15 protein-coding genes are annotated in these 26,970 nt (G+C 49.1%); 13 read left to right on the top strand and 2 right to left on the bottom strand.

The genetic code is table 11. The features are described from left to right. Positions 1 to 585: 585 nt before the first annotated feature. The 9 genes from Pan161_RS25855 to Pan161_RS25815 all read left to right on the top strand — a co-directional run bounded on the left by Pan161_RS25855 (position 586) and on the right by Pan161_RS25815 (position 17,043). Entirely contained in the window at positions 586 to 1,593 is a 1,008-nt protein-coding gene (locus Pan161_RS25855) for an AAA family ATPase (protein WP_232103500.1), read from the top strand. A 44-nt stretch (positions 1,594 to 1,637) separates the two neighbouring features. Continuing rightward, positions 1,638 to 2,549, top strand: a complete 912-nt coding sequence (locus tag Pan161_RS25850) for a DUF58 domain-containing protein (RefSeq protein ID WP_145231640.1) — start codon at positions 1,638 to 1,640, stop codon at positions 2,547 to 2,549. Between the two features lie 70 nt (positions 2,550 to 2,619). After that, entirely contained in the window at positions 2,620 to 4,731 is a 2,112-nt protein-coding gene (locus Pan161_RS25845) for a vWA domain-containing protein (RefSeq protein ID WP_197995533.1), read from the top strand. A gap of 54 nt (positions 4,732 to 4,785) precedes the next feature. Then, the gene (locus Pan161_RS25840) at positions 4,786 to 7,092 is read left to right on the top strand and encodes a vWA domain-containing protein (RefSeq protein WP_145231638.1); all 2,307 of its coding nucleotides are present in this window, start codon (positions 4,786 to 4,788) and stop codon (positions 7,090 to 7,092) included. 214 nt (positions 7,093 to 7,306) lie between these two features. Continuing rightward, complete coding sequence (locus Pan161_RS25835; RefSeq protein WP_145231637.1) at positions 7,307 to 10,183, top strand: hypothetical protein; 2,877 nt, start codon at positions 7,307 to 7,309, stop codon at positions 10,181 to 10,183. Positions 10,184 to 10,254: 71 nt separating this feature from the next. Continuing rightward, positions 10,255 to 11,079 carry a DUF4159 domain-containing protein gene (locus Pan161_RS25830; RefSeq protein ID WP_145231636.1) on the top strand — a complete coding sequence of 275 codons (825 nt, stop codon included), beginning with the start codon at positions 10,255 to 10,257 and terminating at the stop codon, positions 11,077 to 11,079. A 106-nt stretch (positions 11,080 to 11,185) separates the two neighbouring features. Then, positions 11,186 to 12,595 (top strand): multiheme c-type cytochrome, encoded by a 1,410-nt coding sequence (locus Pan161_RS25825; protein WP_197995532.1) that lies wholly within the window; start codon positions 11,186 to 11,188, stop codon positions 12,593 to 12,595. After that, a complete protein-coding gene (locus Pan161_RS25820) occupies positions 12,592 to 16,014 on the top strand; it encodes a HEAT repeat domain-containing protein (RefSeq protein ID WP_145231634.1) in 3,423 nt (1,140 codons plus the stop codon). Before Pan161_RS25825 ends, Pan161_RS25820 begins: the two co-directional genes overlap by 4 nt. Before the next feature lie 69 nt (positions 16,015 to 16,083). Continuing rightward, positions 16,084 to 17,043 (top strand): SIMPL domain-containing protein, encoded by a 960-nt coding sequence (locus tag Pan161_RS25815; protein WP_197995531.1) that lies wholly within the window; start codon positions 16,084 to 16,086, stop codon positions 17,041 to 17,043. 348 nt (positions 17,044 to 17,391) lie between these two features. Here the strand turns inward: Pan161_RS25815 and Pan161_RS25810 are convergent, their stop codons facing one another. After that, positions 17,392 to 18,366, bottom strand: coding sequence for a Gfo/Idh/MocA family protein (locus tag Pan161_RS25810; RefSeq protein WP_232103499.1), 975 nt, complete (start codon positions 18,364 to 18,366; stop codon positions 17,392 to 17,394). 468 nt (positions 18,367 to 18,834) lie between these two features. On the opposite strand from Pan161_RS25810, the gene Pan161_RS25805 reads away from it, so the two are divergent. Together Pan161_RS25805 and Pan161_RS25800 are read left to right on the top strand one after the other, a co-directional pair. Beyond that, positions 18,835 to 20,118, top strand: a complete 1,284-nt coding sequence (locus Pan161_RS25805; RefSeq protein ID WP_145231632.1) for a DUF1552 domain-containing protein — start codon at positions 18,835 to 18,837, stop codon at positions 20,116 to 20,118. Between the two features lie 2 nt (positions 20,119 to 20,120). Then, complete coding sequence (locus tag Pan161_RS25800) at positions 20,121 to 22,640, top strand: DUF1592 domain-containing protein (RefSeq protein WP_145231631.1); 2,520 nt, start codon at positions 20,121 to 20,123, stop codon at positions 22,638 to 22,640. Between the two features lie 120 nt (positions 22,641 to 22,760). Here Pan161_RS25800 and Pan161_RS25795 read toward each other — a convergent pair whose 3' ends face one another. Continuing rightward, positions 22,761 to 24,572 carry a sialidase family protein gene (locus Pan161_RS25795; RefSeq protein WP_145231630.1) on the bottom strand — a complete coding sequence of 604 codons (1,812 nt, stop codon included), beginning with the start codon at positions 24,570 to 24,572 and terminating at the stop codon, positions 22,761 to 22,763. A 475-nt stretch (positions 24,573 to 25,047) separates the two neighbouring features. Here Pan161_RS25795 and Pan161_RS25790 point away from each other — a divergent pair, with 475 nt between their 5' ends. Beyond that, positions 25,048 to 25,593 (top strand): sigma-70 family RNA polymerase sigma factor, encoded by a 546-nt coding sequence (locus Pan161_RS25790; RefSeq protein ID WP_145231629.1) that lies wholly within the window; start codon positions 25,048 to 25,050, stop codon positions 25,591 to 25,593. Next, entirely contained in the window at positions 25,590 to 26,960 is a 1,371-nt protein-coding gene (locus Pan161_RS25785) for a FecR family protein (RefSeq protein ID WP_145231628.1), read from the top strand. Before Pan161_RS25790 ends, Pan161_RS25785 begins: the two co-directional genes overlap by 4 nt. Positions 26,961 to 26,970 lie beyond the last annotated feature (10 nt).

Below are 26,970 nucleotides of genomic sequence, written 5' to 3'. Positions count from 1 at the left end.
TTCTGTTACGTTTTCATTTCATAAATCTGATGCTTTTTCTGAATACAACAGAACAATATTTCTCGTATTTTGCAATGATTAAGAAGCGGGGGGAAGGTCAACCTTCAATACGAGCGAATTGGTCGCCACCCTGCAAGATGATTGAAAGTCTGGTGTGGCGGTATCTCAATAGCAGTTCAGAGTTGAAATCATTGCTGTACGGAGTTCTTAGACTTTCATCGTTATAGCCACGAACCTGTCTTTGTCTCGATCAGCCAGTCAGGTCCGTTTCTAGATTGCTTGAATTAAGAGAATCTTGCAGCCTTACAGGATTTTATTTGCATTGATCTGCTTCTTTGTACAGAATTAACTCAATGAAGTGCTCGATATTCGATAGCTCTTTTTCGCCTTATAGAACGAACGCCTGTAATTCGGGTATTTCAAAAGCTTTGAGCTGGATACATGAAAATTCAGGATCAATCAATTTCGATGACTGCAAATTCATACCGTTTTATTATGTCTTCGCATCAATATGAATAAAGCGGATTGGTCAAGTTTGTTTCTTTAGAATTCTCATTCCTGTTACTAAATCCAGAGAACACACAGATGAAAGAGCAAGCTATGACGATCGAAATCGCTCAGGAGCAAGTCGGAATATTCGTAGATCGTGTCCGCTCAATTCGGGAGAGTCTGCACCAGGTCGTCGTCGGACAGGATGAAACGATCGATTTATTGTTAACCTGTGCCTTAACCGGTTCGCATGCTTTACTGGTAGGTGTTCCAGGTTTAGCCAAAACCTTGATGGTTAAGGCGCTGGCTTCCACTTTTCACTGGAAATATTCCCGCATCCAATTTACTCCCGACCTCATGCCTTCGGACATTACAGGATATGAATTACTGGGGAAGAGCACCGATGGTGATTCCCCAAGCATGACGTTTCGGCCCGGTCCAGTGTTTGCAAATCTGGTGTTGGCTGATGAAATTAATCGCGCTGCTCCTAAAACGCAATCAGCTATGCTGGAAGCCATGGCAGAGAAGCAAGTCACGGTTGGTGGGCAGACCTATAATCTGGAAGATCCCTTTGTCGTTATTGCCACCCAGAACCCCATCGAACAGGAAGGTACCTATCCCCTGCCTGAAGCACAGTTAGATCGTTTTATGATGGAGATTCGCATCGGATATCCGCTGCCGGAACAGGAAGAAGAAATTGTCATGAAAATGGCAGGGGGAATCCCCTCTCTTCCGGAGGCTGCCTTTGATCGTGATTCATTTCTGCAATTGCGAGATCTGGTCATGGCTGTCCCCGTTCCTCATAATGTTGCAAAATTCAGCGTTCGCTTATGCGGTTCCAGCCGGCCACAGGATGAACGAGCAAGCCAATTTGTTCAAGATTATATAGCCTGGGGCGCGGGGCCCCGTGGTTCTCAGAATCTGGTCGTCGCTGCCAAAGCACACGCGTTACTTGAGGGAAGAACTGCACCCACCGAAGCTGATATTATCGCAGTGGCTTTACCCGTTTTGAGACATCGGATTTGCATCAATCACCGTGCAGTGGGAGACGGTATTACGACACAGGACGTCATCGAACAGTTATTAAAAACAGCCAGAGAGTAAGTTCTGCTTCCCTGCGTCCCTTTTTTTCATTGCTGGTAGCCATCATGAGAACTGACTCAAAAAGCCCGTTTCTGGAACTGAAAGCATTAGCGGCATTGGAACACATGCGATTCTCAACACGGCATCGTATTGAGGGAACATATAGTGGGCGTCATCAGTCCCGCCAAAGGGGAGGCGCTGGCGAATTTGCTGACTACCGCGAATACACCGATGGAGAAGACCTGCGTCGCCTTGACTGGAAAGTGATGGCGCGAACCGGCAAGGCATACGTCCGACTCTTTCAGGATGAAAAAAATCTGCTATGCACGCTGGCAATCGATGCCAGCGCTTCGATGAAATTCGGGTCGAAAACTGATGCCGACATGACTGGCTCGAAGCTGGAATATTCCCAGTACCTGGCGACGGCATTATCACATGTGATTTGTCGCGGACAGGATCAGGTAGGTTTGGCAATTATGACGGATCAATTGCAGGAATCGCTCTCTCCCGGGAGTACACCAGGGCATGTTGCTCACATTCAGGAACTGATCGAACAGATTGAAACCGTCCCAGAAACCCATATGTCCGGGGCAATGCAGGATCTTTTTGAGCAGACAAAGTCGCGTGGGGTTTTGATGTTGCTGAGCGACTTTCTAGTCGATGATCTGGATGAGCTGTTTGCTGCAGTGCGGTTATTTCGGCATCGTCAATCAGAAGTCATCATACTTCATCTGATTCATCCTGATGAAGAACGTCTGCCGGCAGGTACGGCATATCGATTTGAAGGTCTCGAGAATGAAGGAAGCATCGATTGTTCGCCGGCAGAGATCCAGTCACTCTATCAGCAAAGGTTTCAGGCTCATTCAGACTCCGTTCGAACACTATCACTGACAAATGGCTGTGATTATCTGCGTGTTTCGACGGCGATCCCCTATTTACAGACTCTGGGAGAATTCCTTGTAGAACGAACGGGATAAAACAACAGGACCGCAAATCGTTCATTCTGCTTTAAAAATGCATTTATTTCCATCATCGAATGATTTAAAAATGTTTCTACATCCGTGGATCTTATTACTGGGAGCGTTGGCCATCGGTTTGCCGGTGTTGATTCATAAGTTGACTCAACCGAAACCGATACGCGTACCGAGTTCTACGATTCGCTTTATACGAAACGCACTCCAACAGCGGCGTACGCATCATCGATTACGTGACTTCATTATATTAACGTTAAGGACACTTGCTGTAATTCTGCTTGCCGTTGCCTTGGCGCGACCCTTGATTGGCCTGAGAGAGAAAGCTAAAGCCCCTGATGAGGCTAAGGTGATCAGAGTGGTTCTCATGGATATCAGCCAAAGTATGGCAACACGAATTCGTGGTATTGAAATGTTTGAACGCGGACGTCCACTGGCTTCCCGAAAACTGGAATACCAGGCCGATCTGAAGGCAGACTTGATTCTGGCAGGAACTCGATCACGAGCTGTTTTTGGAACTCCTTCTACAAATTTTCCTGCACTACAGGAAGAATTAGCTGCAGCCTCTCCCCGTCCTGAAAAGCTGAATGTCCAACTGGCTTTAAATATGTCTGCCGATTTGCTGGATAAAGTTTCGGGAAATCAGGGAGACGAAGTTCGACGCGAATTAGTATTTGTGAGTGATTTTCAGCGGACGAACTGGTCCAGTGCCGACTTTTCCGTTTTGCCAAAAGATACAGAGATTGAGTTGTTATCTGTTGCGCCTGAAGAAAAACCATCCAATCTGGCAATATTACGCGTCTCTACTCAAGGTCGGGCAGAAGTAGGGCAAGAATTGCTGCTAGAGGTCGACGTGGGAAATTATTCTTCAACGCCGCGACAGGTGCACGTAAACATTTCTTTGGGAGATGCCATCTATCAGATTGAAGGAGTCTGTTCGCCTCATTCCAAAACAAGGTTGACTGATAAAATCATTCCCCGCGCAGCCGGCTGGTTAACTGGTAAAGCGCAACTGGTTGGCGTTGATGATGCACTTCCTGTTGACAATAGTCGTCCGTGTGTTATCGAAATTCGACAGCCGCCTACCTATGTATTGATCACCAGGCAGCCAGAAAAACAGCGGCCTTCATCGAGTTACTTTATAGAACGTGGGCTGTTGCCAATGGAACCGCGAAATACGCATAGCAGTTCGCGACTGATACGTCTTGATCCAGATGATTTCGATTCTCAGGTACTTGCCTCCGCGGAAGTCATCGTGCTGAACCATCCAGGACGGCTCGCGCAAGATACAATCAAACAGCTAGCCGCATTACTGCGGCGGGGACGCGGAATACTTTACATTGCCTCCGAACCGATCGATGCGGTAAATTTACGTCTGCTGACTGAAACAGTCGGGACTGGTTTACAAATGCCAGTCGAATTTTTTCCGCCCCCCTCAAGCGAGCCACGACTTAATTTGCTATTGACTGAACCGCGGCGTGATCGAACCCCGTTTTTAATATTCGGGGACAATCTCAATACCGCGATTGAACCGTTACGTTTTTCTGGAGGACTTTCAACTCGTCGCAAAGAAAATGCATTGGAAGATGATATTCTTGCTTCACTAAGTGATCGATCTGCGCTACTTGTTGTTACATCGTCTGATGCGGGTTCTCTGGCTGTACTCAATGCGGATCTTGGTAATTCAAACTTACATCAATCTCCGATCTATGTTCCCCTGTTGGCTGAACTGGTGCAAAATCACATACTGCAACGCAGGCAGGGGAAAGAAGATCGTATTTGCGGGGAATCATTTGTCGTTGATCTTCCCAGTGATAGCGGCAGCCTGCAGGGATTAAAAATTAGCGGACCCAATCCAGAAATAAAGAACATGGGCAGGTTAAACCAGGAAGCTTTCGGCGTTGTCTGGAGTGCTGAATCAATCAATGATCCGGGGGTATATCTGGTCAACCGTCAAAAGCAGACTGAATATGCGATGGCAGTTGCTCTTTCACCGGAGGAAAGTGATTTAAGGAGCCTGGCTCCCGAGGTATTTCAACAACGTCTGGCTGGAGAACGTACGGTTCAGTTCCACTCTGTTGAATCTACCGATGGTAACGAAACCGACCTGATCTGGACTTGGTTTGCCATCGCCTGCCTGCTGTGTTTGATGGGAGAACTGGTTGCCCTCAAACTGTTCCGTACATGATGATATCGTAGTTGTGAACGGGTTTATTGAAAAGTTTCAAGGATAATACACTGAATGTTTCGTGGCCTCACATTTGAGCCTTTCATCTCGCCTGCGTTGTGGATTACATTGGCGATTGTCTCGGCAGTCATACTCATGTGGTATGGGTGGAACAGAGTTGGTACGCTCTCGCAGCACCGCTGGATCACCATCATCAGCCTGACGTCAATCGGGATTGGTGCAGTCCTGCTGATTTTGCTCAATCCAACCTGGATTGAGCCTGTGGCTCCTCCTGCCGGTAAACCATTGTTAACGCTGTTGTTAGATAATTCCGCCAGTATGGACATTGATGATGTTGCAGAAGGTGAAACACGTTATCAATCAGCAATAAAAATTGCGAATGTCCTGTCAGCCAACCTGCAATCTCGGTTTGATGTCCGGATCAGAAAGTTCTCCAGCATCGCCACTCCTGCAGACCTGAACGAACTGGCGGCGCTCTCTCCAGAGGGAGTTGACACCGATATGACCGGCGCGATCACGTCCAGTATCACTGACGACCGCCCCCAGGGGCAGGCTTTATTTTTACTGAGTGACGGTATCCACAACGGGCCAGGCGGCATCACATCTTTACTGGATGTTTTACGCACTACGAAAGCGATGGCAATTCCCATTTATACAAAAACTTTTGGTGGTGATTCGCAATTGAAAGATCTGGAAGTCTCATTGAGCAGACCACAGGAGCTTTCTTTTGTTGGACAACAGGTACCGGTCACTGTAGTTCTGAAACAACGGGGATCAGTCACTGATAAATCAAACGTGAGTCTCATGTATGACGGTAAGGAAATTGATAACAAAGAAGTCTCACTTGCAGCTAATGACGAGGCGACGGTTCAATTTGAGGTCCAGCAAAAACAGGCGGGCCTATACCGATACGAAGTGCAACTGAAACCCATGCCCCAGGAAGCCACCACAGCCAATAATTCAGCAACCTTACTGTTACGGGTTGTTCAAGAGCCAATCCGTGTACTGCTGCTGGAAGGCAAACCGTACTGGGATGGAAAATTTCTGATGCGAACACTGGCATCCGACCCATCCCTGGAACTGGATGCGGTTGTCAGATTATCGGAAACCCGGTATCTGAAGCGTTCACTACGACTGCAAAAATCCAGTCTCGAATCAAAGGGGGCTCAGCCCGGTTCAACAGACGGGAAGTCGCCTGAAGTCAACATTCACAGAATTGAATCCTCAACGATTCTGAACGATCCCCGTTCTATTATTGATGACGCGGATCGTCTTTCAGAATATCAGGTGGTTGTACTGGGACGCGACTCGGAATGTTTCTTGTCAGAAGAACTGGTCGAACGGTTGAAGACCTGGGTTTCACGCGATGGGGGATCTTTAGTCTGTTATCGTGGTTCGCCTGTCGCCAGCGTCAGCCAGGGATTGGGGCAGATGCTGCCGGTCCGCTGGTCGCAAACCAGAGAATCCCGCTTTCGCATGAGCCTGACCGACCGTGGTGCGAGTCTTAACTGGTTGATGCCGTCCGCAGGTAGTGATGAAAAGATCCTCGACCAACTTCCTTCTTTGACAACCTCAGCGACGCCTGAACGCCCCAAGCCGCTGGCCGTCGTCCTGGCCCGTTCACAAAAATCAGACGAAAGCTCACCAGTTGTCACTTACCAGACTTATGGCACAGGACGAGTTGTAGCGATTGAAGGCTCAGGTATGTGGCGTTGGGCATTCCTTGCACCTCAATTCCAGAAGCACGACGCCATTTACGGCTCACTCTGGCAAAGCCTGTTACGGTGGCTTGTCTCCAGTGTCGGTTTGGTTCCCGGCCAGGACATGGTATTGAGATCAGAAAAGGTCAGATTTTCTACTGATGAATCTGTTTCTGCTTTATTGTTAATGCGCGAAGATGCCACCGGAGATGCTGTTCCAAAAGTAGAACTGATCGATTCTGCAGGCAAGACCCTCGACACCGTGGCGCCAGTTCCCCTGGGAGAGGAGCCGGGAGTCTATCAGGTGTTATTCGGTCAGTTACCTGAAGGTCACTACCGTTCCTCCGTCATAGGTAAAGATGCATCGGCAGATAAGTCTTCCACCTCGATTGTATTTGATGTTAGACAACAGTTCCTGGAAAAGATTGAGGTCACTGCTCGTCCTGATATTATGGCTAGAATCGCGAGTGAAAGCGGGGGAGCCGTTATTGAAGACCCTAATCCGGATCAAATCGCCCAGGAATTTCAGGAACATATTTCTCATTCACTCCCACAACGGACTGTTCGTTTTTCTGCCTGGGATCGCTGGTGGGTATTACTCAGTGTCATCCTGATTTGGGGGATTGTATGGGGGCTTAGACGCTCAGGGGGTTTGATTTGAATCGGTTTAATCCAGCAGAGAAAACTCCGAAAACAGGCCAGATCGAAGATCGCGATTTGTAGATCCCCGGTGGAGGCCATACAATATAGGAATGGAAGCACGGAAAGCCATGTTCTAATAAAATTCAACGTTTTGGACGCTCAGTCAGGGGAAAATCTGGAAGTCTGAATAACACCTGTTGTTGTTCATATTGTTCGCCTTGAGGGAAACAGGTATGGCTCATCAAATGTTAGCCGAAATACTCTTGAAGCTTCGTCGGCGTATGCTTTGGATCGAAGGGGCTTCCGGTCTCGGCTGGGGACTGGCTTTGGGATTAATTTGCTTAATCTTAGGCGTCTGGATGGATCTGGTACTGGAATTCTCACCAACACTTCGCATCGGCACCTTGATACTGTCTTTAACCGCCTTTTGCGTTCTGGGAATGACAGTTTTACTCCAGGCTGCTTTTCAAAGTAACCCCCGGATGATTGCTGCCCGACTGGACCACATCGCGGACGCACGGGGACAGATATGTTCCGGTCTGGAACTTTCTATGAGGAATGGCTCCCATTCCTACTCTACAAACCCTGACATGACTCAAGCGTTAGCAGAAATGGCAGTCAGCCGCGCTGCGGATCTGGCTGTGCATGCCAATCACTCACAGGCTGTTCCCACAGATCCATTGAAACGCTCATTTATCACGTTTTTCAGCCTGCTGGTCCTGCCACTTTTATTTGCTCTTTTGTTACCTCAACTGGCGGCAACCGAGTGGAATCGATTTGCGAATCCGTCTGGCGATCATCCTCCCTTTTCGCACATCAATTTCCAGGTTGAGCCGGAAGGTGCTAAGGTCATCTTTGGCGAAGGTATCGATATTTATGTCACTCTTAAGGGCACATCGGCAGAGGATCTGGAACTCGTACTGGAACCGTTCAACAGACACGTCACATACGATGATCAGTCGAAGATGATTCCCATTGATGTTCTACCCATGTTTCCAGAAGGAGGGAATCGCTGGAGAGTTACGATCTCTGACATTCGAACTCCGCTCACTTATTACGTCCGCTCCCATAGCGCGCGAAGTCGCAGATACAATATTGAAGTGATCACTGTCCCTAATATCGTGGATGCACGTTTCCGGGTGACGGCGCCAGAATATACGGGACTTCCAGAATATGAAGGTCCATTGCCTCAGGGAGGTCTGTCTGGTCTGCCCGGTACTCAGGTGAAAGTCACCTTGTTCAGCAATCGTCCGCTCTCGGGGGGGAAATTGAAATACCTGACCAAAGACAAACAACAGAAAGTGGATCTCATTGCATCTGCAAAAGCCAGTGAGGAAGCTAACGGCGAATTTACGATACGTGAGCCAGGCCAAATCGTCTTAACGGTTACTGATGTCGATGGCCAGGAATCAAAGGACGCAGTGACGGTTCCGGTGATAGTACTGGTCGATGAACGCCCCTTTGTTCGTCTCTTACAACCCAAGTCACTCTCACTGGCCACTCCCTCAGCCAGGGTTCCGGTTGTCATTTCAGCCGAAGATGATTTTGGCCTCTCGCGAATTCAGTTATTCCGCAGTCTGAACCATTCTCGCTTCCTTCCCCTGGAAGTTCCTGTCTCTATGCCCCCTCCCACTCATGCACATGAAGTTGTGTTTCTCCCACTGTCAAAATATGGCCTTGCAGCGGGAGATGAAATCCGTTTATTCGCTCGCGTCGAGGACAACGACCCGAATACAGGAAATCGGGATGGATCAAACCCCTCGCAGATTATCGGGAAAGGATCGGAAAGTTCAGTCGTTGTAATTCGCATTATCTCACAGGAAGAATATGACAGCATGGAACGTAGACGCAACGGCCTGCAAATGTTTATGTCAAAATACCAGCAGGCACGCCGCCGCATGGAATCGTTAGCAGAGGAAATGGAAACACTACAGAAGAAAATAGACAAACTGCCAGCCGACTCCAGATTAAAAGAGGAAACTCTCCAGGAACTGCGAAAACTGAGTAAATTATTAGAGAAAGAAGCAGATACTCTAAAAAAACTCGCCGATCAACAACTTCCCTATCAGCTTGACAATGAGCTGTCACCACAATTGAAGAAACAGGCTGAAGCATTAAAGAAACTGTCAGAACAGTTACAAACACTCACTAAGAACAAGGATGCAACTAATGAACTGACATCAAAACGGCTGAAGGAGATGTTGAAGTCACTTAACGATCAGCGGGAACACCTCGATTCAGAAATGATGGCACCCCTCGATACACTCTCAAAAATTATGCCGCTGATGCAGGACCAGTCCCGGTTTGTCCAGATTTATCAACGGCAGCGTGATCTGGCAAATCGTCTGGAATCACTCAAGGGAGAACCGGATACTGATGATCCGATTCTGAAAGCACGCATGCGGGATCTCGAATCCGAGCAGAACCTGCTCCAGAAAGAGCTTATTCAATTACTCTCTGACATTGAAGAACACATTGAGATGGTTCCTGCAGAACCTCGTTTCGAAGAATTGCGAGACTCCGCATTGAAATTTGTCAAAGCAGTCCGGAAAAGCGGAGCCACAGAAGCGATGACAGAAGCTGCTCAGGGACTGGCTGAGTTCTCTGGAACGCGGGGACATGCTGGTGCATTAAAAGCAGCCGATATACTTCAGAAATTTCTATCCCAGTGCAATGGGATGGCACAAGCCGGACAAAATATTTGCAAAGGATTCCAACCAGCGCTCGGAGAGTGTCTCAGTAAAACTATCAGCCAGTTGTTGGCCGAAACTGGATTTCGACCGGGATCAGGAACTGGTACGGGAGCAGGTACCGGTGCTGGTGGAGGCTTTAGTGCACAGCGCAGTACAATGCAAAATGTTGGTCTCTATGGTGATTCTCCTTTTATTGAACATGCTGCAGCGCACAGTGGCAGTTCCAGTGACGATTCTCAAAATGCAACCGGTCGCTCAAATGGAGAATCACTTTTACACCAAGAGGATCAATCGTCATTCGACTCCAGCGGAAAATTTAAAGCCTCTGGATCAGGCGAATCGCTGGTTCCTCTTAAATACCGACGAAAAGTCGGACGCTATTTCCAACGGATCGCAGATGAAGTCGGAGACCAGTAAAAAATATTTACCTGGAGGATTCTGTGTTCTCCAATGGTTTCGATCTCAAACATAAGAAGGATAACCAGTCGATGATCATGAAAAAATATTCCGGAAAATCGAATCAAAAATGGTTTGGAGTCATGATTCTATTAGCGGTCCTCGTTGCCTGGGTTGCACATGGTTCTGCCCAGAATACCAACCCTCCCAAAGAGGAGTCTTCGACGACCACTTCCTCTGCGCAATCTGCAGGTTCCAGTACAGAGAACCGTAATGGTATCACAGGCAGTTCGCTGCAGAGAGTTCCCGATCCCAAACAAGTCGGGCGGGAATCGGAAAGCATCGTTCAGGTAGCCAACCTTGTTTATGCTGGTGTGAAAAGCAGCCAGTGTTTTTCAGATCACTTTCTGGTTGAAGTCGAAAAGGATTCGTCTATATCAACCAGTCGACGATTCCACGCCGTCAAGCTTAGTTCGGATGAGCTCTTTAATTTTCCGATGGTTATCATGACTGGCGAAGGTGTGTTTCAGTTAACCGATTCCGAGCGTAAAAATTTGAGGACCTATGTTGAACGAGGTGGACTTCTGTTGGCTTCAGCGGGCTGCTCCTCGGGTGAGTGGGATCGCTCATTCCGTAAAGAGATGGCGGTGGTATTTCCAGAACATCCCCTGAGCCAGATCGCAATGAATCACCCCGTATTCAATACCGTTTATGAGATCAAAGAATTAGTGGCCAAACATGGAAAACCACGTCCGCTCAACGGGGTATCGTATGAAGGTCGCTTGGGTGTGATTTATTCCCAGGATGGATTAAATGACACAGAACATACTCAAGGTTGTTGCTGTTGTGGCGGAAATGAAATTACCAACTGCGTTCAGGTGAACGTCAACATTCTCGCATACTCATTAATCTATTAAAACTGCTTACCATCTGAAATCGGGCCAACAGCTTACCAGCATCTGAGAAATTAACGCGATAGTTCCCCAGCACTCTTTTCAAATGAAAAAACTAAGAGTTTTCTGCATGTTTTCTTCGCATTCACAACGAAATCGGTTCATCCTGTCGACCATTGTCGGAGTTGGTATCGTTGCTGTTGCCGGTGTTGCTGTAGTCGAAGGGCTGAAACGGGAAGAAAGCAAAACGACTCACAAATCTGAAAACACAGTTCCTCGTCCGATTTCGCTGATTGCCAGTGGTGATACGGCAGGCTGGATTGTTCCCTGTGGTTGTACTTCAAATCAATCAGGGGGGCTACTTCGTCGTGGTGCCATTGTTGCCAGTGAAAAAGAAACTTCGAACGTTATTCTCGTCGATGTTGGTGGCGCAGCAGGGGGAACCTCTCCCTATGATCAGTCGAAACTGGAGGCAATTCTCCAGGGGGAAATTAAGATGGGAATTGCCGCCCATAACTTAGGGGGTTCGGAATTGAAGCTGGGAAGCGATTATCTGCAGGCGATTCAGGAAAAACTTGATATTCCCTTTGTCTCGGCCAACGTTCGGGATAGCGACGGGGATTTCATCGTGGAAACACATCGCGTCATAGACGTCAGTGGGAAACGCCTGTTGATCGTAGGTGTTGTCTCATCCCTATATGCTGTTTCCGGGCTGCAAATCAGTTCCCCCCGTGATGCGGTTTTAGCGATCGCCGATGAATACGTTAAACAGTATGACTGGTTGATCGTTCTGGCGTATATGCCTGAAAGAGAATTACGCAGCTTTGCATCCGACCTGCCTGAGGCAGATGTCATTCTGGGGGGCGCCACCCATCAGAGTATTGCTCCTGCTTCAGTGGGGCCCGCCACCTTGGCGGCGGCAACCAATAAGGGGAAATATCTCGTCCATCTGCAGGCTCCTTTCAAAAACGATCAGGACCGCTGGAAAGGGCGTGTGGTTGAAGTCAATCAGGACTTTAAAGATGACGCGATTCAAAAACAAAACCTCCAGCAATTTTACTCGGAACTCAGCAAACAGGATTTCACGGCTGCACAAACCGGATTTTCTCCGCCGCTTCCCATCAATCCACCACCCGGTTATCAAATCTCGGGAACCGAATCCTGTCTGAAATGCCACCAGGATGATGCCAGACATTGGGAACATTCAGCTCATGCGCATGCCTGGAAAACATTGAGGAGATCGGGAGCACACGTGGATGCTGACTGCCAGAGATGCCATACTACAGGGTTTGGTTTACCCGGCGGTTTTGTTTCTGTTAAGCGTAGTCTCAATCTGGTGAATGTTGGTTGTGAAAGCTGTCACGGTCCCTCAGCCGCTCATACCCGGAATACGAAGATCAGGACACCGTTTCTGGCTAAAGATCAATGCATTTACTGCCATGACCGCGAGAACAGTCCCGAGTTCAAATTCGAGAAATATTGGAGTCAAATCATTCATGGCCAACAGGACCCTGAATCAAATACGGAGCCCCAACCATGAAAATCAGAAACATGCTGATCTCGAGGGTTCAAACGCGTCCAGCGGGTCTGAGTCAGGGTTCTAAGAGACATGTTGTTTCCTGCCTGAAATATCAAATTCTATTGACCAGTTGGAGTATGGTGGTTTTCACTCACGCAGCTTTCGCGCAACCCACGTCCAAAGTTCTGGAAGCGGTGAAACCGAATAGGGGGCTCACAAAACAGGTAGAGAAAGCCGAAGAGCATTCCAAGGAGCAACCCTGGCTCAAGTCATTGGCAGAGGGATATCAACAAGCGCGGCTGAAGGGCATGCCCATCTTTGTGAAGATCGAAGGTCAATCTTGTCCCTACTGTAAAATACTCAATGCAGAAATCAAAAAAACAATCGTTCAGGCCGAACTGGGACGCTGGATACTGGTTCGACTGGATATCGATAAGACTCCTGCAGATGCTCGATTACTCGCCGTCGGTCCGATTCCCGCTCTACGCATACTTACACCGACGGGACAAGTTATCGAATCAAAAGACGGCGCCCTGTCTGCTGAAAACCTTGTCGAATGGCTGCAGGAACACTATAGCAGCGCTACAGTCGTTCCAGATGAATCATTATTGGCCTCGGGACCTCCTGATGCCCTTGCCGTGATCCGTCTGGTTAAGCTGTTCAAACATCGCGATGCCGTGCTCAGGGAAGCAGCAATTCAGAAGCTGATCCCCTATCCGGATCCCGCAGCCGCCATCGTTGTGAACGCTTTCTCTGAAGGAACACTTGCTTCACAACTGACAGCTCTCGAATTACTGCGGGAATGGAAAGCGCCCGTGGAAGGGCTTGATCCCTGGGACCCGAAATCCATCAGCCCTGAACGATTGAAAAAACTGTCTGCCTGGATCGAGCACATTGATCACTCAGAGGCGATACCGGTTAAAAAAGAGCTGACTTCTTCCGAGCTTGACTCTTGCCGAAAGATGATCACATCAATGCTCACAGCCACGCCGGATGAAACGCGTGCCATCAGGGAACGGCTCGCCCGCTTCGGTAAGTTATTACTGGCTGAAGTTACCGGCCGTCTCAAATCCATAGAATCAGACGAGGATCGTGAACGATTGACGGCACTCCGCTACCGGCTCGTTGCGACTGACAAGCTGGTCCTGGAATGGCCGGGAGGGATTGAACGTCTGGCGGCGACCGATGTTGCTATTCGTCATAATGCCATCGATGAACTTTCCACTCGGGCGACTTCACAGGAACAGGAACTGCTTCTGGAACTCTTCAGCGATCCTTCACCGCTGGTGCGCGAACTGAGCTTGCGCACGTTGACGGAAGTAGGAGGCGCCAGCACCAGCGATGCACTGATCCGTTTATTGAAAGATCCCGAACCCAATGTACGTGCCGCCGTGCTGAAACAATTATCTGAAAAACCATCCAGCAGGATTGTTCCCGAAATCGCTGCATACGTAACGCAGGAAAAGGATCCGGATCTCGTTGTGCACGCAGTACGTCTTTTTCGCGAAGCAAAGGGAAATGCAGCCGCCGAGGCTCTGATCAAACTGCTTTCGCATCCCAGCTGGAGAGTTCGGGCAGAATCCGCAGAATCAATCACTAAAGTGGTTGGCCATTATTCACCTGACAAAGCATTGCATACCGATGTCTACATGGCTTTGATTAAACTTCTTGAGGACGAAGACAGTTTTGTTGTCAGTCGCGCTGTTGCTGCACTTTCCGACGCTGATCTTATCGTGGCTGTCGAACCGTTGACTAAAGCGGCCTCCCGGCATCCCGAGTTGGCAGCGGAAGTGGTAAAATCGCTCTCTCACGGGGAAAAACAGGGAGTGGAATCGATCCCCTACCTGCGGAAGTTCTGCACTCACGACCAACCTGAAGTTCGGGCTGCTGCTATCACAGGATTAAGCTCACTCATCCCGTCTGAAGTAAAAAATGAGTTACAGCAGTTGCTCTCTGATGAAGACAGCCTCGTTCGCACAGCTGCTGCCAACGCACTCTTTAAACTCCTCAGTTCAGAAACCTTTTCCCCCTCAGATTCCATCACCGGAAACAGCCCTTTTGATTCGTTTATCCCGGAAACGAACGGTAAATTGCCTCTCAAAACGGATGCAGGGGAAAGCCAACCAGAGCTTCCTGATGAAAAAACGACAGACGAAACCTTAACAACAGACAATCCGGATGAAAGCCATACGCGGGAATATGAAAATATGCTTGCTGCGATCAGGCAGGGCAAAATGAGAGAGCCATGGATGTTCGATCTTGCCCCGCAACTGGAACGGTTGATTGAACACGAATCTGTGGAAGAACAGTTGGCCGGCGCGCGTGCTTTAGCTGGCCTGGGACAGGATCGCCAGGCCATCCCCAAATTACGTGAGATTCTCAAATTACACCCCGAAAACAGTAGCACCATTGCCAGTGTCCTGCCCTGGTTACTCTGGGAAGATCGAATTCAACTCTTCCTCGAAATCACTCAGTCAGCCGATAGTCTGTCCGATTTATACGAAGTCATGAACGAGATGTCCCAGCCTCGTGATCACCGTGCGTTAAATACTTTCTGGGACCTGCTGGCCCGCAGGGATGTCGATGCCGCCTTTGCACATAGCATGATTATGTCGATGAGGAAGATCTATTTTAACACTCGGTATTATAGCCTCGACGATGTCTCTGTCGGTGCAAAAAATCGTGCTGTCGCTGATCTGATTCCGCATACGCTATCTGGGTTGTATTGGCAGAGAACCGTCGCTTTAGTTGCATTATTTTCTCTTTCCCGGGAAGAAGCATATAAACTTGCCAATCGCATTTTATCAGACAAATCGACATCAGATGACCTCCGTGAAGTCGCCTTTCAAGTTGTTCTCGCCTCTCAATCAAAATCACAGGCGACTCAAATGGCACTCCAGAGACTTACCGATAAAAATCCGATGCTGCAACAAATCGCTCTGGCGTATTTGTCCGTGGGACCCCAGGCAGTTTCCTCAGTCGCGAACAAAAAACTTGCTTTGGAAAGCAGTTTTCTCGTCAGTAGTTCATTTGAGAAAGCCGGTATACCTATTATCCCTGAAGCCCCGGAAGAATTAGATTCCCAGATATTGACTCCTCTGCTGAATTCAAGTGATCCACAGACGGTCGCCTATGCAGGATATCTCTTAACACTGTTTGACGATCCACAAGGCTTCTCCCCTCTCCTTAGTTATTGGGAAGAAAACGCGAAACAGGATGCACAGTGGACACGCCTCGTGTACCGTGCGATCGCTTATCAAAACGATACTACCTATGTGCCTCTGTTGAAGACGATTTACGAAAAGCATATCGATAAAAGAAGATATTATGACAAAGACCTGAAAGATTTTTACTGGACGATTCGTATTATGTCCGGTCCGGAGATTCTCGCTTTCAGAAAACGAATTCGAGATGAAGTCGGAATGGAACGGCTGCGTTAATCCCGATTTAAACCACAGGACACTCTCATTAATAAAATGTCAGCAAGAGACATCAGGAGCAGATCTGTTATGAAAAATTGTATTATATGTACATTGATCGTGTTGGTTCTCTGTGTAAGTGGAAAACCTGCATTTCCCCAATTTGGATCAAGCGATCTGTTTGAAGCGGGAGAAGGAACGGTTTCTGGAACTGGCACGGTCATTATCGTAAAGAAACCCGCTGTCATGCGGATGCAGGTTGAGATCCTTTCCAAAGCAAGCACTCTGGAGGGAGCGTTATCCGGTCTTAAAGACCGCATTGAGGCGACACGCGCTCAACTTGCCGTATTGGGAGCCGACAAAGAATCGATCAAAATCGATTCCCCGAAAGTTTCATCAGAAAAATCCGAGAGGCAACAGCAAATTGAGATGATGCTCGCCCAAAGGATGAGGGGGCGCGGCAATGGATCGGGCAAGAAAAAGGGCATTGTCACTACGCCTCTTACCGTTTCTGCACAATTGACTGCTGAATGGAAACTGCAGGCAAAGACGGACGAGGAATTATTATTAGCTTCGCATCCTCTGCAGAATAAAATCAAAGAGGCCGACCTGGCCGGCCTGAAAGCAGCCAGTAAGCTGAGTCCTGAAGAACAGGAACTGATGGAAGAGATGGAGGGAGCTTCCATGTATGGCGGCGATCGCGAAGCCAAGCCGGGAGAGCCGGTCTTTTCCTTCGCCTGTTCAATCTCTGAGAAGGAAGAAGACAAGGCAATGTCGGAAGCATATCAAAAAGCAAGGTCACAAGCATTGCGACTGGCAAATGCATCTGGCGCAGAGCTCGGGAAACTGACGTCGATCTCCGGGAGTTCCGGGAGCGCCAGCGACGAAAACAGCGAATACGGATATAATTCTGTTTATTACGCCGCACTTCAGAGAATGAGGTCTGATGCGAATACGGAGGACGGTCAATCACAGGCAGTCAGCGTGATGCCGGGACAATTGAAATATCGAGTCACAGTGACGGCTGGTTTTGAATTGAAAGAGAAATAAAATCCTGTTTATGAATCGCAGAATGAATGTCACATACATGTTAGTGTACTCAAGATAGATTGAAGCTGAACCGGGAGAGGCTTTATTCATCTCTGGGCTATGAGAGCCCCGAAATGTTTAAGCAGGCAGTATAACCTGAACTCGGCGCCTACTATTTCTGGTGAACTTCATCTATAGGTTCAACTGGAACTCCCTTAGACTTGCGTTCACAGATGATTTATTCGGGAAACCCGACATGACAGCGGAGGTTGATTTGTTCCCGGCTCGGCAATGCCCTTTCTGCTTCACCGGCGATTGTAGATTTCCGTGTGGTTTGTTTCTCTGCGTGGGGCGGGGGTAACTGGTTGGTCAGACAAACGCATGTAGTTTTTCCATCCAGCGTTGTACCTGCATTGCATCTAAGTAGGTGGCTCCGGTTGGCACGGCTTCCATGTTACGCACAACCCGACAGAAGCAACGCAACTCCTCAGCCATCATTCCGCTGGGTGGGTTGGCACGCACTTCCAACGCCAGAGGCCAGGAGGCTTCACTGTCCCAGACAGAGATCGGACGTGGGTTAGGTTCAATGCGAGCAGACCAACCCGCACCAAACACTTCAGTTCTGTCAAACCCGCGTGGCGGCATTCCTGCGGGAGTTAAATACGAGGCAGCAAACGATGCCACCGGACCTCCGTTCCACTTGAGTTGTGCCACAGCCAGATCAATGTCACCTGTGGCCGTCCGATGAAATTGTGCACTGAAATGATCCGGTTCCGCACGATCGAGTAACACCTGAGTCGCGTAGAGGTCATGCACCATCGCCGCATGTAATGGGTTCTCTCCTGGAAAGTTTTCAACAATGCTCGCCGGTCGATGTCGTACGCAATCAATATAAGAAATCGGGCCCCGCTCTCGGGCCACCTCCTGCAACTGTTGATACTCGCTGTTAAACAATACGATGTGTCCAATCATCAGGTTACTGGAATCGGGCCGCACCAATGGAGCAAGGCTTTCTGCTTCTTCCAGACTATCTGCAATCGGCTTTTCCAATAGCACCACTTTGTCACGTTCGAGCAGTTCTCGTGCGACAGTCACATGTGACTGCGTCGTACAGGCGACAACCCATGCCTCTGCATCAGATTCCTCAATCGCTTGAGTCAGGTTCGTCCACCCTGGCACATCGGGAAGTTCTTTGCTGATAGCAGCAAGGCTCTCCTGTCGACGCGCCACCACCCCTACCAGTTCCGCTTCTGCCAGCCGAGATAACGTCAATGCATGCAATCGCCCAAACCGACCCAAGCCGATGACACCTGTTTTCACCGGCTTAAAACTCTTTGTAGTCATCGGTTATCCTCAGAATTTATTGAAATGTTGTCCGCAGCGAGACGCAGATTTTGTTGAGAGCTTTACTATATAGAATATTTAATTTCACCATCAAGACTCAAATACACGATTAATTCAGGATAGAAACCAGGCGAAGATAAATGATTTTACCCGTCCCGTACAGAACCCTCTTCGTAACGACTCGTACGAGGACTGATTCTGGAAGTTGTAAAGCTAAAGAACCTTAGACAGGCTCAAGTCCACTCAGGTGGGCTTATTGCTGTAACCACAGGTGTTATTGGGTATCTTGATACAAAGATCCATGGTGTTGCGTCACCGTTTCGGGTAATATGATGAAGTCAGGTTCAGGCTCTAGATTAAGCGCCGTACGTAATAAAAATACTAAAATCGCTTCAATAAGCGATTTTCAAACGCCGAGACTTTTAATCAGGCTCTAAGTTTCCTTTTGTCATTGAACAGACTGCTCGCATGAACAATACAATCAATCGCCGCCGATTCATTATTCGTTCCGTTGCCGGATCTCTTGCTTTGCCTGGTCTGCCATCTCTGATGACTGGCTCACTTGCAGGGAATTCAACGATTACCGAGTCTCGCGGGGCAGGTGCAGGTGCTCAAAGGTTTGTCGCCGTCGGTAACTTACTCGGTTTTCAACAGAAGCATTTTTTTCCTGAGAAAGCAGGTAAAGGATTTGAAGAAACGCCGCTGCTCAAGCCTCTTGCAGCGAATCGTGATCAGCTCACAGTCTACCGCGGACTCGATCACGGACTTCGCGGTGGTCACTTTGCCGTGCATACGTTTCTGTCGGGTTTGCTGCATCACGAGTCCAAGAACCGCACGGATGGCAACGTCACCATTGATCAATTCATCGCTGACGAAGTCGGAAATCAGACACGCTTTCCGTCGCTCACGGTCGGGTCTGAAGGCGGTATCCACGGTGGCTGTCAACTTTCATGGACGAAGTCAGGGGTTCGGGTTCCACCAATTACGGGGCCGGCGGAACTATTTGATCGATTATTCATAGCGGATTCGAAACAACTTCAGGCACAGAAAGTGAAGGAGAATTCACTGCAAGCGTCGATTCTTGATTCGATTCACGACGAGGCTCGTTCCCTTTCGAAACGAGTCAATAGTGAAGACAAAGCAAAACTGGATGAGTATTTCAGTTCCATTCGCGATGTCGAAAAAAGACTGAAGCTTCGCCAGGTCTGGGCTGATCAGCCGAAGCCGAAGGCACCATTCGACAAGCCGGCCGATAAAAACACGGTTGAGGACCTCCCCATGCTCTACGAGCTGATCGCTCTCGCGTTGCAGACAGATTCAACGCGTATCGCAACGCTCGAAATTGGCGGCAGCTTTTTGCCACAGCATCTGGGTATTAATAAGTCCTATCATGGTCTGTCACATCACGGTAATGACGACGAGTCGGTCGCGCACCTGGTCACGCTTGAGAAATATCAACTCAAGCAATTTGGGAAATTTTTGACCCGTCTGGCGGGCATACCAGATGGGGAGCAAACACTACTCGATTCGACCGCGGTACTGTTCGGCAGCGGCATGGGAAATGCGAATTCACACACCAACTCAGACTTACCAATCATTCTGGCTGGAGGTGGATATGGGACTGGCGAATTCAAGAAAGCTCCCTCGAAAGGCCCAGGCAAGGTTCCGTTGTGTAATCTCTTCGTCGATATTGCTCAGAGAATGGGTGTTGAGAAGGAATCATTCGGAACGAGCACCGGAAGGTTCTCCTGACGATGAATACGCAGTTCATTAAGACGATCCGTATGAGAGCATTTCGCGCCGTTTGCGGATTGGCTATCTGCGTTTCTTTCCTGCAGCCTTGCTCTGCAGAGGAGCCGCCGCATAAACATAATCCGGTGGTCAGCAAACTCTTAGGTAAATTCTGTCTTGAATGCCATGACGTCGCGACTGCTGATGGGGAACGTGAGTTTGAATCATTCTCACTGCCGATCAAAACTGAGCAGCAACTGATCACAGCCGATGGGATTATCGATCAGGTCACACTTCGGAAAATGCCACCAGCAGATGCGGATCAGCCGACCGATAAAGAGAGGCTCGTTTTAATCGGGGCATTGCGCGACAGCATCCAGGAAGCGCGAGACCAGTTTGAAAGTACCGGGTCACGCACCATCATGCGTCGCCTATCCAATCGGGAATATGAAAATACCCTGGCCACCCTGTTTGACCGTCGTGTCGACACGCTGGGTTTAACTGCGGACTTTCCGAAAGAAGAGACCAGTCAGCACATGGACAATATCGGTGAGTCGCTGGTGACTTCCGGATTTCTGCTGGATCAGTATTTTCAGGCAGCCTCCCGACTGGTCGAGGCTCGGCTTGGAAAACCTGCGATGAAACCCAAGTCGTGGCACTTTACTGACAATTTCAAACAGTATGAAGAACTGTCGGGTTCTCATCGAAGTGTCTTCAAATATCGGTATCTCTGTCTCTACGAACAGCCCAACACAGACACACGTCAAGGTGGTTATGGACACATCGAAGATTTCCTGGCGGGCGTACCGGTCTCAGGAATTTATGACATTCAAGTTCATGCGCAAGCGATGCACCGCGATACTCACTACGATCCCAAGATTTTTCGCATCGACTTTTCAGAACCATTTCAATTGGCCGTTGTTCCCGGCGATGTGACGAAAGGACATATTCATTATCCCCAGGCGATCGAACCGGTTCTGGCAAGTGCTGTTGTTCCGGACAACCAGCCAGAGTGGTTAAAATTTCGTGTCTGGCTTGAAGTGGGACAGACACCTCGCTTCATTTTTCCTAACGGACCTTATGAGTCGCGGGCATCGGTCATCTCAGTCAACAAACGCTATAAACATGAATTTAAGAAGCCGGATACCGGTGTCAGCCGGAAGGCTCTGCTTCGCGAGGGAAAGCTGCCTCATATCAAGATCGGCGAAATCAAAATCCATGGTCCGATTTTAGAACCGGTCGGCAGCAAAGAAGAAGTCGCGGTGTTCGGGAAAGAGGGGTTTCAGGAAGACCATGCTCTGGAACAACTCTTTATCTTTGCGAAAAAAGCCTATCGGCGTCCCTTGAATGTATCCGATCAACGGCGGATCAAAGCGCTTTACGAGCAGCGATTGTCCGAGCAAGCGACTCCACGTCAGGCGGCTCTTGATACATTGAAGATGATACTTTGCTCTCCCTCGTTTTTATATCTCAGCGAGATCACTCCAGAGGATGAACGCGAGTTACACCCGTATGATCTTGCGTCACGTCTTTCCTATGCTTTATGGACAGCACCGCCTGATGCAGAACTGTTCGCTGCGGCCGCTTCTGGTCGCCTGAAGGAAAAGGATGAATTGAACAAGCAAGTTCGACGCCTGTTGAAAGATCCGCGTTCTAATGAATTCGTCAATGGTTTTCTTGACAGTTGGCTCAATCTTCGAGCAATCGGTGATCTGCCTCCGCCACGAAAAGCTGCGTGGGAATACTACGCGCAGAATTTGCCGGAATCAATGAAACAGGAGGCACGATTGTTTTTTCGTTCCCTGCTTGACGAGAACGAATCGGTGGCGAAATTTCTGGACGCTGACTACACCTTTGTTGACAAGAAATTGGCCAATCTCTATCGGTTACCAGAGAAAGACACATTGCGACTGAATGATGGCTTTCAGCGTGTCAAGCTCACTAAGACCAAACAGCGTGGAGGGTTGTTAGGCATGGCTGGCGTGCTGACGGTCAGCGCCAATGGCGTTGATACCTCTCCAGTCACGCGAGGTGTCTGGGTACTAGAAAATATCTTCGGAACACCCCCGCCGCCGCCGCCGGACGAAGTGCCTGCCATTGAGGCTGATGTCAGTGGGGCAACGACAATTCGTGAGAGACTGGCAAAACACAGCACGGACCAAACTTGTTACGTCTGTCATCGAAATATCGATCCACACGGTCACGCACTTGAATCATTTGACCCCATCGGCCGGTGGCGAGACAAGTACCCCAAACCTAAAGGAAAAGGAGTTGGTCCCAACGTCGATCCGACAGGCAAACTGCCTTCTGGCGAAACATTCACTGATTTTACGAGCTTTAAACATGTGCTGCTCGAAAACCGACTCGATCAGTTCACCTTCTGTCTTATCGAAAAGCTGCTTACCTACTCAACCGGACGACAGATGGAACGGTCCGACCAGTACGAGATCGAAGACATACTGGAACGTGTGAAAGCCGAACAGTACGGTCTGCAAACAATCGTGATCAAAGTTATGACCTCTCAGATCTTACGATCGCGATAAAACAATGAGCAAATAGTAGTCGTCTGGTACAAATAGACTGTCGCACGTTGAGTCTCGTCGTTTGTTCCGTTCTCATTGAAATCTCCCGAGATCGGAATGGGCTGAACTGCAATGTCCGTTCTACTGATCTTTCCAACGCGAAACCACTTGTTTCATGTATCGTTGTTCGTGCGACTTTAGTTCCTGGGCACTACAGGCTGGTGCAGCAGGGGCCGTGATAGTTACTTTTACCTTCTCCACCAGTAAGCCGAGCGGGTCAGTTTCCTTCGCGGTCGCGCGGAAACGAATATAGGACAAACCATTTAACGTAGGATGCCACAAAGGCAATTCGATGGGCTTTTTTCCATCGATCTTCAAGAGGCAGTGTTGGGCGGAAAGATCCCAGTCAAAACGTAACACATTCCATTCTCCTGGCGCCAAATCAAGATCGCTCAAAGATACACGAAACACTGCTAATTCTTCACCGAAGTCATTTGTCGGATCAAACATCCGATCATTTAACGAAATGATCGATCCCTGAGAGCCAGCGGGGACTTTAATTCGAGCTTCCAAAGATCCTTTCCAACCATTCGGGAAATTCCAGGTCGCTCCATCCGCGGGAAGCTCGGTTTGTTTGCGAACATGAAGACACTTCCTGGTTTTTTCATCCGGATGATCGATCAGTGCCGCCCCTGGCGCTCGTGCTCGCCACCATCGCTTTGCGGGCCCATGATGTGTATAAGTCGACCACTGTTTCAATCCATCCGTGAAATCGGTGCTTGCCTCGGTTTCGACGATCCATTCGGGATCGATCAGGATGGGATTCCGTCCCCCTTTCCCTTGACCAGCTAGAACCACGATGCGTCCATCGTCGGTATAAGAGCCTAGCGGATAAGCCGTTCCACGATCGCCATTTTTTTCGGGATTTCCATTGCGTCGATGATCCAGATAGATCTCCCGAAATCCGCGCCAGGTCTCGCCTTCATCGTCGGATACCGCGATGTGCAGCGCGTCGCGACCGCCGTAAACACCTTCTCCATTAGAACGCGGTGGCATCTCGCAGTTGTTCCAACACACGACTAGCCATCCGTTGCGGTGACGCATGATATTTGGCGGTCCAGTGGAAGTGTTGAACCGACTCGCGCGAGCCGGTGTCCAGGTCGTGCCCCTGTCAGAAGAAAACGATTCGTAGAGGAATCCTGCCGTTGTTCGCATCAACATCCAGATTCGACCGTCTTTCAGTTCTTCAAAGGCTGGTTCACAAGCGCCTTCGTTCGATCCGTTAAACCCCGGATAGCAGGGCGCAATTAACTTGCTCTTACTCAATTTCCAGCTATCACCACCATCATCGGAGAACTGAATCACTGTTTCGTGCCGTCCCGTTGGCGGAACGGCACGCGTATGAGGGATAAGGCTGCCATGAGGAACCAGAAGCCGGCCACTGTTCAATTCCTGATATTCCATCAGGGAACCATTGTACCCGCGCCAAGTCATGAGGGGTTTGCTCGCTCCAGCAGGTCCAACGCGATCAATCCAGGTATTCAAGTAACGAGGCAGTCCTGCTTTCTTCGCGGACTCCTTGTCCAGTGACTCGTTCTGAACCCGGAGACTTTTGATCTGACCATCCTGCGATAGAACGACCTGGGTGTTATTGAGTACCCCGCTTTGCATGATCTTTTTACTCGCCACGATTGCTTCTGGCAGGTGAGGCCGTAATGGGTGAAGCTTCCCTTCAACATCTGGTAGTGAGAGTGGACCTTTCTCCGGCTGATACCGATCATAAAACGCAAAACTCCCATCGGGTAGACGCATGATGGCAAAAGCCGTTCTCGCTCCACCAGTCGCTTCTGCATCGTGAACCCCTTCACCCTGGAAGAGCATTTGTGGCGGTTCCGCGGCCTGGGACTGACTGGCCAGAGTAAGCAGGAGCGCGAATGTAAATCGGGTGAGCATCACGTAATTCCTCTTAATCAAAATACTGTTTCAATACACCGAAAGTCCCAAAGTGATTCCACTCGAAGAATGAGAAAGTAATTATTATAAACCTCGCATCACTCAAAAGTCATTTCATTATTTGATAATTACCGCCAGGTTAAGAATGATGAGCTTGAGATACACTTTCCGGTTGCAGAGCTGATGGAGTCTGCAACCGTTTCCTGATCCAGGTAGAATGTGAGAAGAAAAGGCGAAAAGTAACATTAGTGGAGTGTCATTCTTAAAATTTGGGTTGATAGATATTACGAGAGTGCGACAACGGAGCACGTAAACAACACCCCCATCCCTCAATTTGTAGCTTGACAAAGCACTAGGGATTAATTGGCTTTCCATCTGTAATAGCCAGTGATTTATTGATAAATTTTAAATATCCATAGAAATTGTCGTGGGAAATTCCAGGCTGAGTTTATTCCCTTAAGACGGGGTAATCAGTATGAATAACGATGACAATCAAGCAGCAGAAACTGAATCCGGGGAGCATGTCCGGTTAATTGCTCAATCGCAACGCAGGATTTATGCATTCATTTACTCTCTCGTGGGGCATTCGACCGATGCAGATGACATTCTGCAGGAAACGAACGTGGTTTTGTGGCGAAAACGGGAGACGTATAAGCCGGGCACTAATTACCTGGCCTGGGCATTTGCGATAGCTCGTCTCCAGGTTCTGGCACACCGATCACAACAGGCCCGCAAGGGGATTACATTTGATGATGTTTTACTGGAGAAGCTTGCAAAGGTTGCCAGTACGGAATCAGAGCAATACGATCACCGGAACGCCGCCCTGCAGAATTGCATGCAAAAACTAACTACCTCTCAGCAGGAATTAATATCCCGCCGATATCAGCCAGACGGTGCCGTCAATTCATTAGCGGCCGAGATTGGGAAAACCTCCAAGGCGGTCTCTGAATCCTTACGGCGAGTTCGAGAGAAATTGCGTCAGTGTATCGAACGGACCCTGTCTGCAGAGGCGCGCTCATGACTCAGTTTAATCAGTCAGAAGAACGGTCAATTCTGCTCAACGCAATGGCAGATAACGAACTGACCGAGGAACAGGAACGCCGGCTGATCGAATTATTGCAGGTTGATGAAGAATTTCGTGTAGAGTATGTTCGCTTCTGCCAGCTACTGACTCAATTACGCTGGCAGTATGACGTTGAACCAGACGATTTACCCACCTCGGAGAAACAGGTTTCTCCAGTTCGCCCAATCCGTTCCAAGAGGGGCTGGTGGCAGGTCTCGCTTGCGGTGATCATGTTGCTGATGGTTGTCGTCGGCTGGTTGGACTGGAATGGATCGGTTGAGGATGCACCCATAAAAATAGTCGGCGTCTCCGGTCGGGTTGGAATTGTTCGAAACAAGCAGCCCCCCTTTTGGATTTCTCCAGAAGAGGTGATCAGAAATTCTCAATCATTGCAACCAGGAGATAGCGTGCAAACCGGGCGTGGGAGTTCGGCAACTTTACAGCTTTCAGATCAGACCAGAATTCGAATGCAACCGAAAACAGAGGTTGTCGTTTATCCCCAATCCACCGGCGGAATCAGTGTTCCGTCGGGCAGCATTAACGCGAATGTCACGACACAAAGTCCTGGAAATCCACTCACTTTTTTCCTGCCTAATGCGGAAGTGCAGGTACTGGGAACTGAACTTGAGTTGCTCTCAATACCCGGGCAGAGCGAGGTTGCGGTCCTGGAAGGCAAAGTCCAGGTCACGCGGAAATCTGACGGATCAAAGCGGTTCGTGTCAACCGGGCAGTTCCTGCCGGTATTTGAATCACGGCCACTTTCTGTAGTCGATTGGCCGCGTCCCGCGGATGAATGGAGCGTCGATTTTGAAAATGGCCTTCCGGTCGGCTGGGAGGGGCAACAGGTGAGGCATGCACTGCCGAATAATTCCCAGGGGGCCGTCAGATCGATTTCCGTTCGGCAGGATATGCAGACGGTTCAGAAGATCCAGTCACCTCAGGTCCCGTCAGGCCTGTTTTTCTGGCATGATGATTCGCTGCTCCATCTGAGATTTAAAATACAACCTCCAGGCTGGTTTCACATCTATTTGCACGCCCGAACCTATCAGAATCCCCAGCCAGTTTTGACTTACTGTTACGTTGATTTACGACTCTGGCAGACTCAGCCCGGTGAATGGAGAACGGTCAGCATTCCTCTGTCTGAATTTCATTTGCAAACCTATACGCAAGACAATCCGGCACTTGGTTGTATCCCGTTGCAAATCACTTTCAGTGGTGAAAGCGAAACGGATGGTTTCATGATCGATCGCATCTGGGTCACACGTGCAAACAGGTCGTCTCCCCAAATTCACAATGATGTTCCATCAACTAATGGCATGAGGTGAGCATGAGGAA

The sequence above is a fragment of the Gimesia algae genome (assembly GCF_007746795.1).
GTDB lineage: Bacteria > Planctomycetota > Planctomycetia > Planctomycetales > Planctomycetaceae > Gimesia > Gimesia algae.
This window is presented reverse-complemented; position numbering and strand designations above follow the sequence as displayed.

Bases quoted from the DNA above. Each gene is read 5' to 3' on its own strand.
- Pan161_RS25855 (WP_232103500.1), top strand. From the start codon at position 586: ATGAAAGAGCAAGCTATGACGATCGAAATCGCTCAGGAGCAAGTCGGA.
- Pan161_RS25850 (WP_145231640.1), top strand. From the start codon at position 1,638: ATGAGAACTGACTCAAAAAGCCCGTTTCTGGAACTGAAAGCATTAGCG.
- Pan161_RS25845 (WP_197995533.1), top strand. From the start codon at position 2,620: ATGTTTCTACATCCGTGGATCTTATTACTGGGAGCGTTGGCCATCGGT.
- Pan161_RS25840 (WP_145231638.1), top strand. From the start codon at position 4,786: ATGTTTCGTGGCCTCACATTTGAGCCTTTCATCTCGCCTGCGTTGTGG.
- Pan161_RS25835 (WP_145231637.1), top strand. From the start codon at position 7,307: ATGGCTCATCAAATGTTAGCCGAAATACTCTTGAAGCTTCGTCGGCGT.
- Pan161_RS25830 (WP_145231636.1), top strand. From the start codon at position 10,255: ATGATCATGAAAAAATATTCCGGAAAATCGAATCAAAAATGGTTTGGA.
- Pan161_RS25825 (WP_197995532.1), top strand. From the start codon at position 11,186: ATGTTTTCTTCGCATTCACAACGAAATCGGTTCATCCTGTCGACCATT.
- Pan161_RS25820 (WP_145231634.1), top strand. From the start codon at position 12,592: ATGAAAATCAGAAACATGCTGATCTCGAGGGTTCAAACGCGTCCAGCG.
- Pan161_RS25815 (WP_197995531.1), top strand. From the start codon at position 16,084: ATGAAAAATTGTATTATATGTACATTGATCGTGTTGGTTCTCTGTGTA.
- Pan161_RS25810 (WP_232103499.1), bottom strand. From the start codon at position 18,366: ATGACTACAAAGAGTTTTAAGCCGGTGAAAACAGGTGTCATCGGCTTG.
- Pan161_RS25805 (WP_145231632.1), top strand. From the start codon at position 18,835: ATGAACAATACAATCAATCGCCGCCGATTCATTATTCGTTCCGTTGCC.
- Pan161_RS25800 (WP_145231631.1), top strand. From the start codon at position 20,121: ATGAATACGCAGTTCATTAAGACGATCCGTATGAGAGCATTTCGCGCC.
- Pan161_RS25795 (WP_145231630.1), bottom strand. From the start codon at position 24,572: ATGCTCACCCGATTTACATTCGCGCTCCTGCTTACTCTGGCCAGTCAG.
- Pan161_RS25790 (WP_145231629.1), top strand. From the start codon at position 25,048: ATGAATAACGATGACAATCAAGCAGCAGAAACTGAATCCGGGGAGCAT.
- Pan161_RS25785 (WP_145231628.1), top strand. From the start codon at position 25,590: ATGACTCAGTTTAATCAGTCAGAAGAACGGTCAATTCTGCTCAACGCA.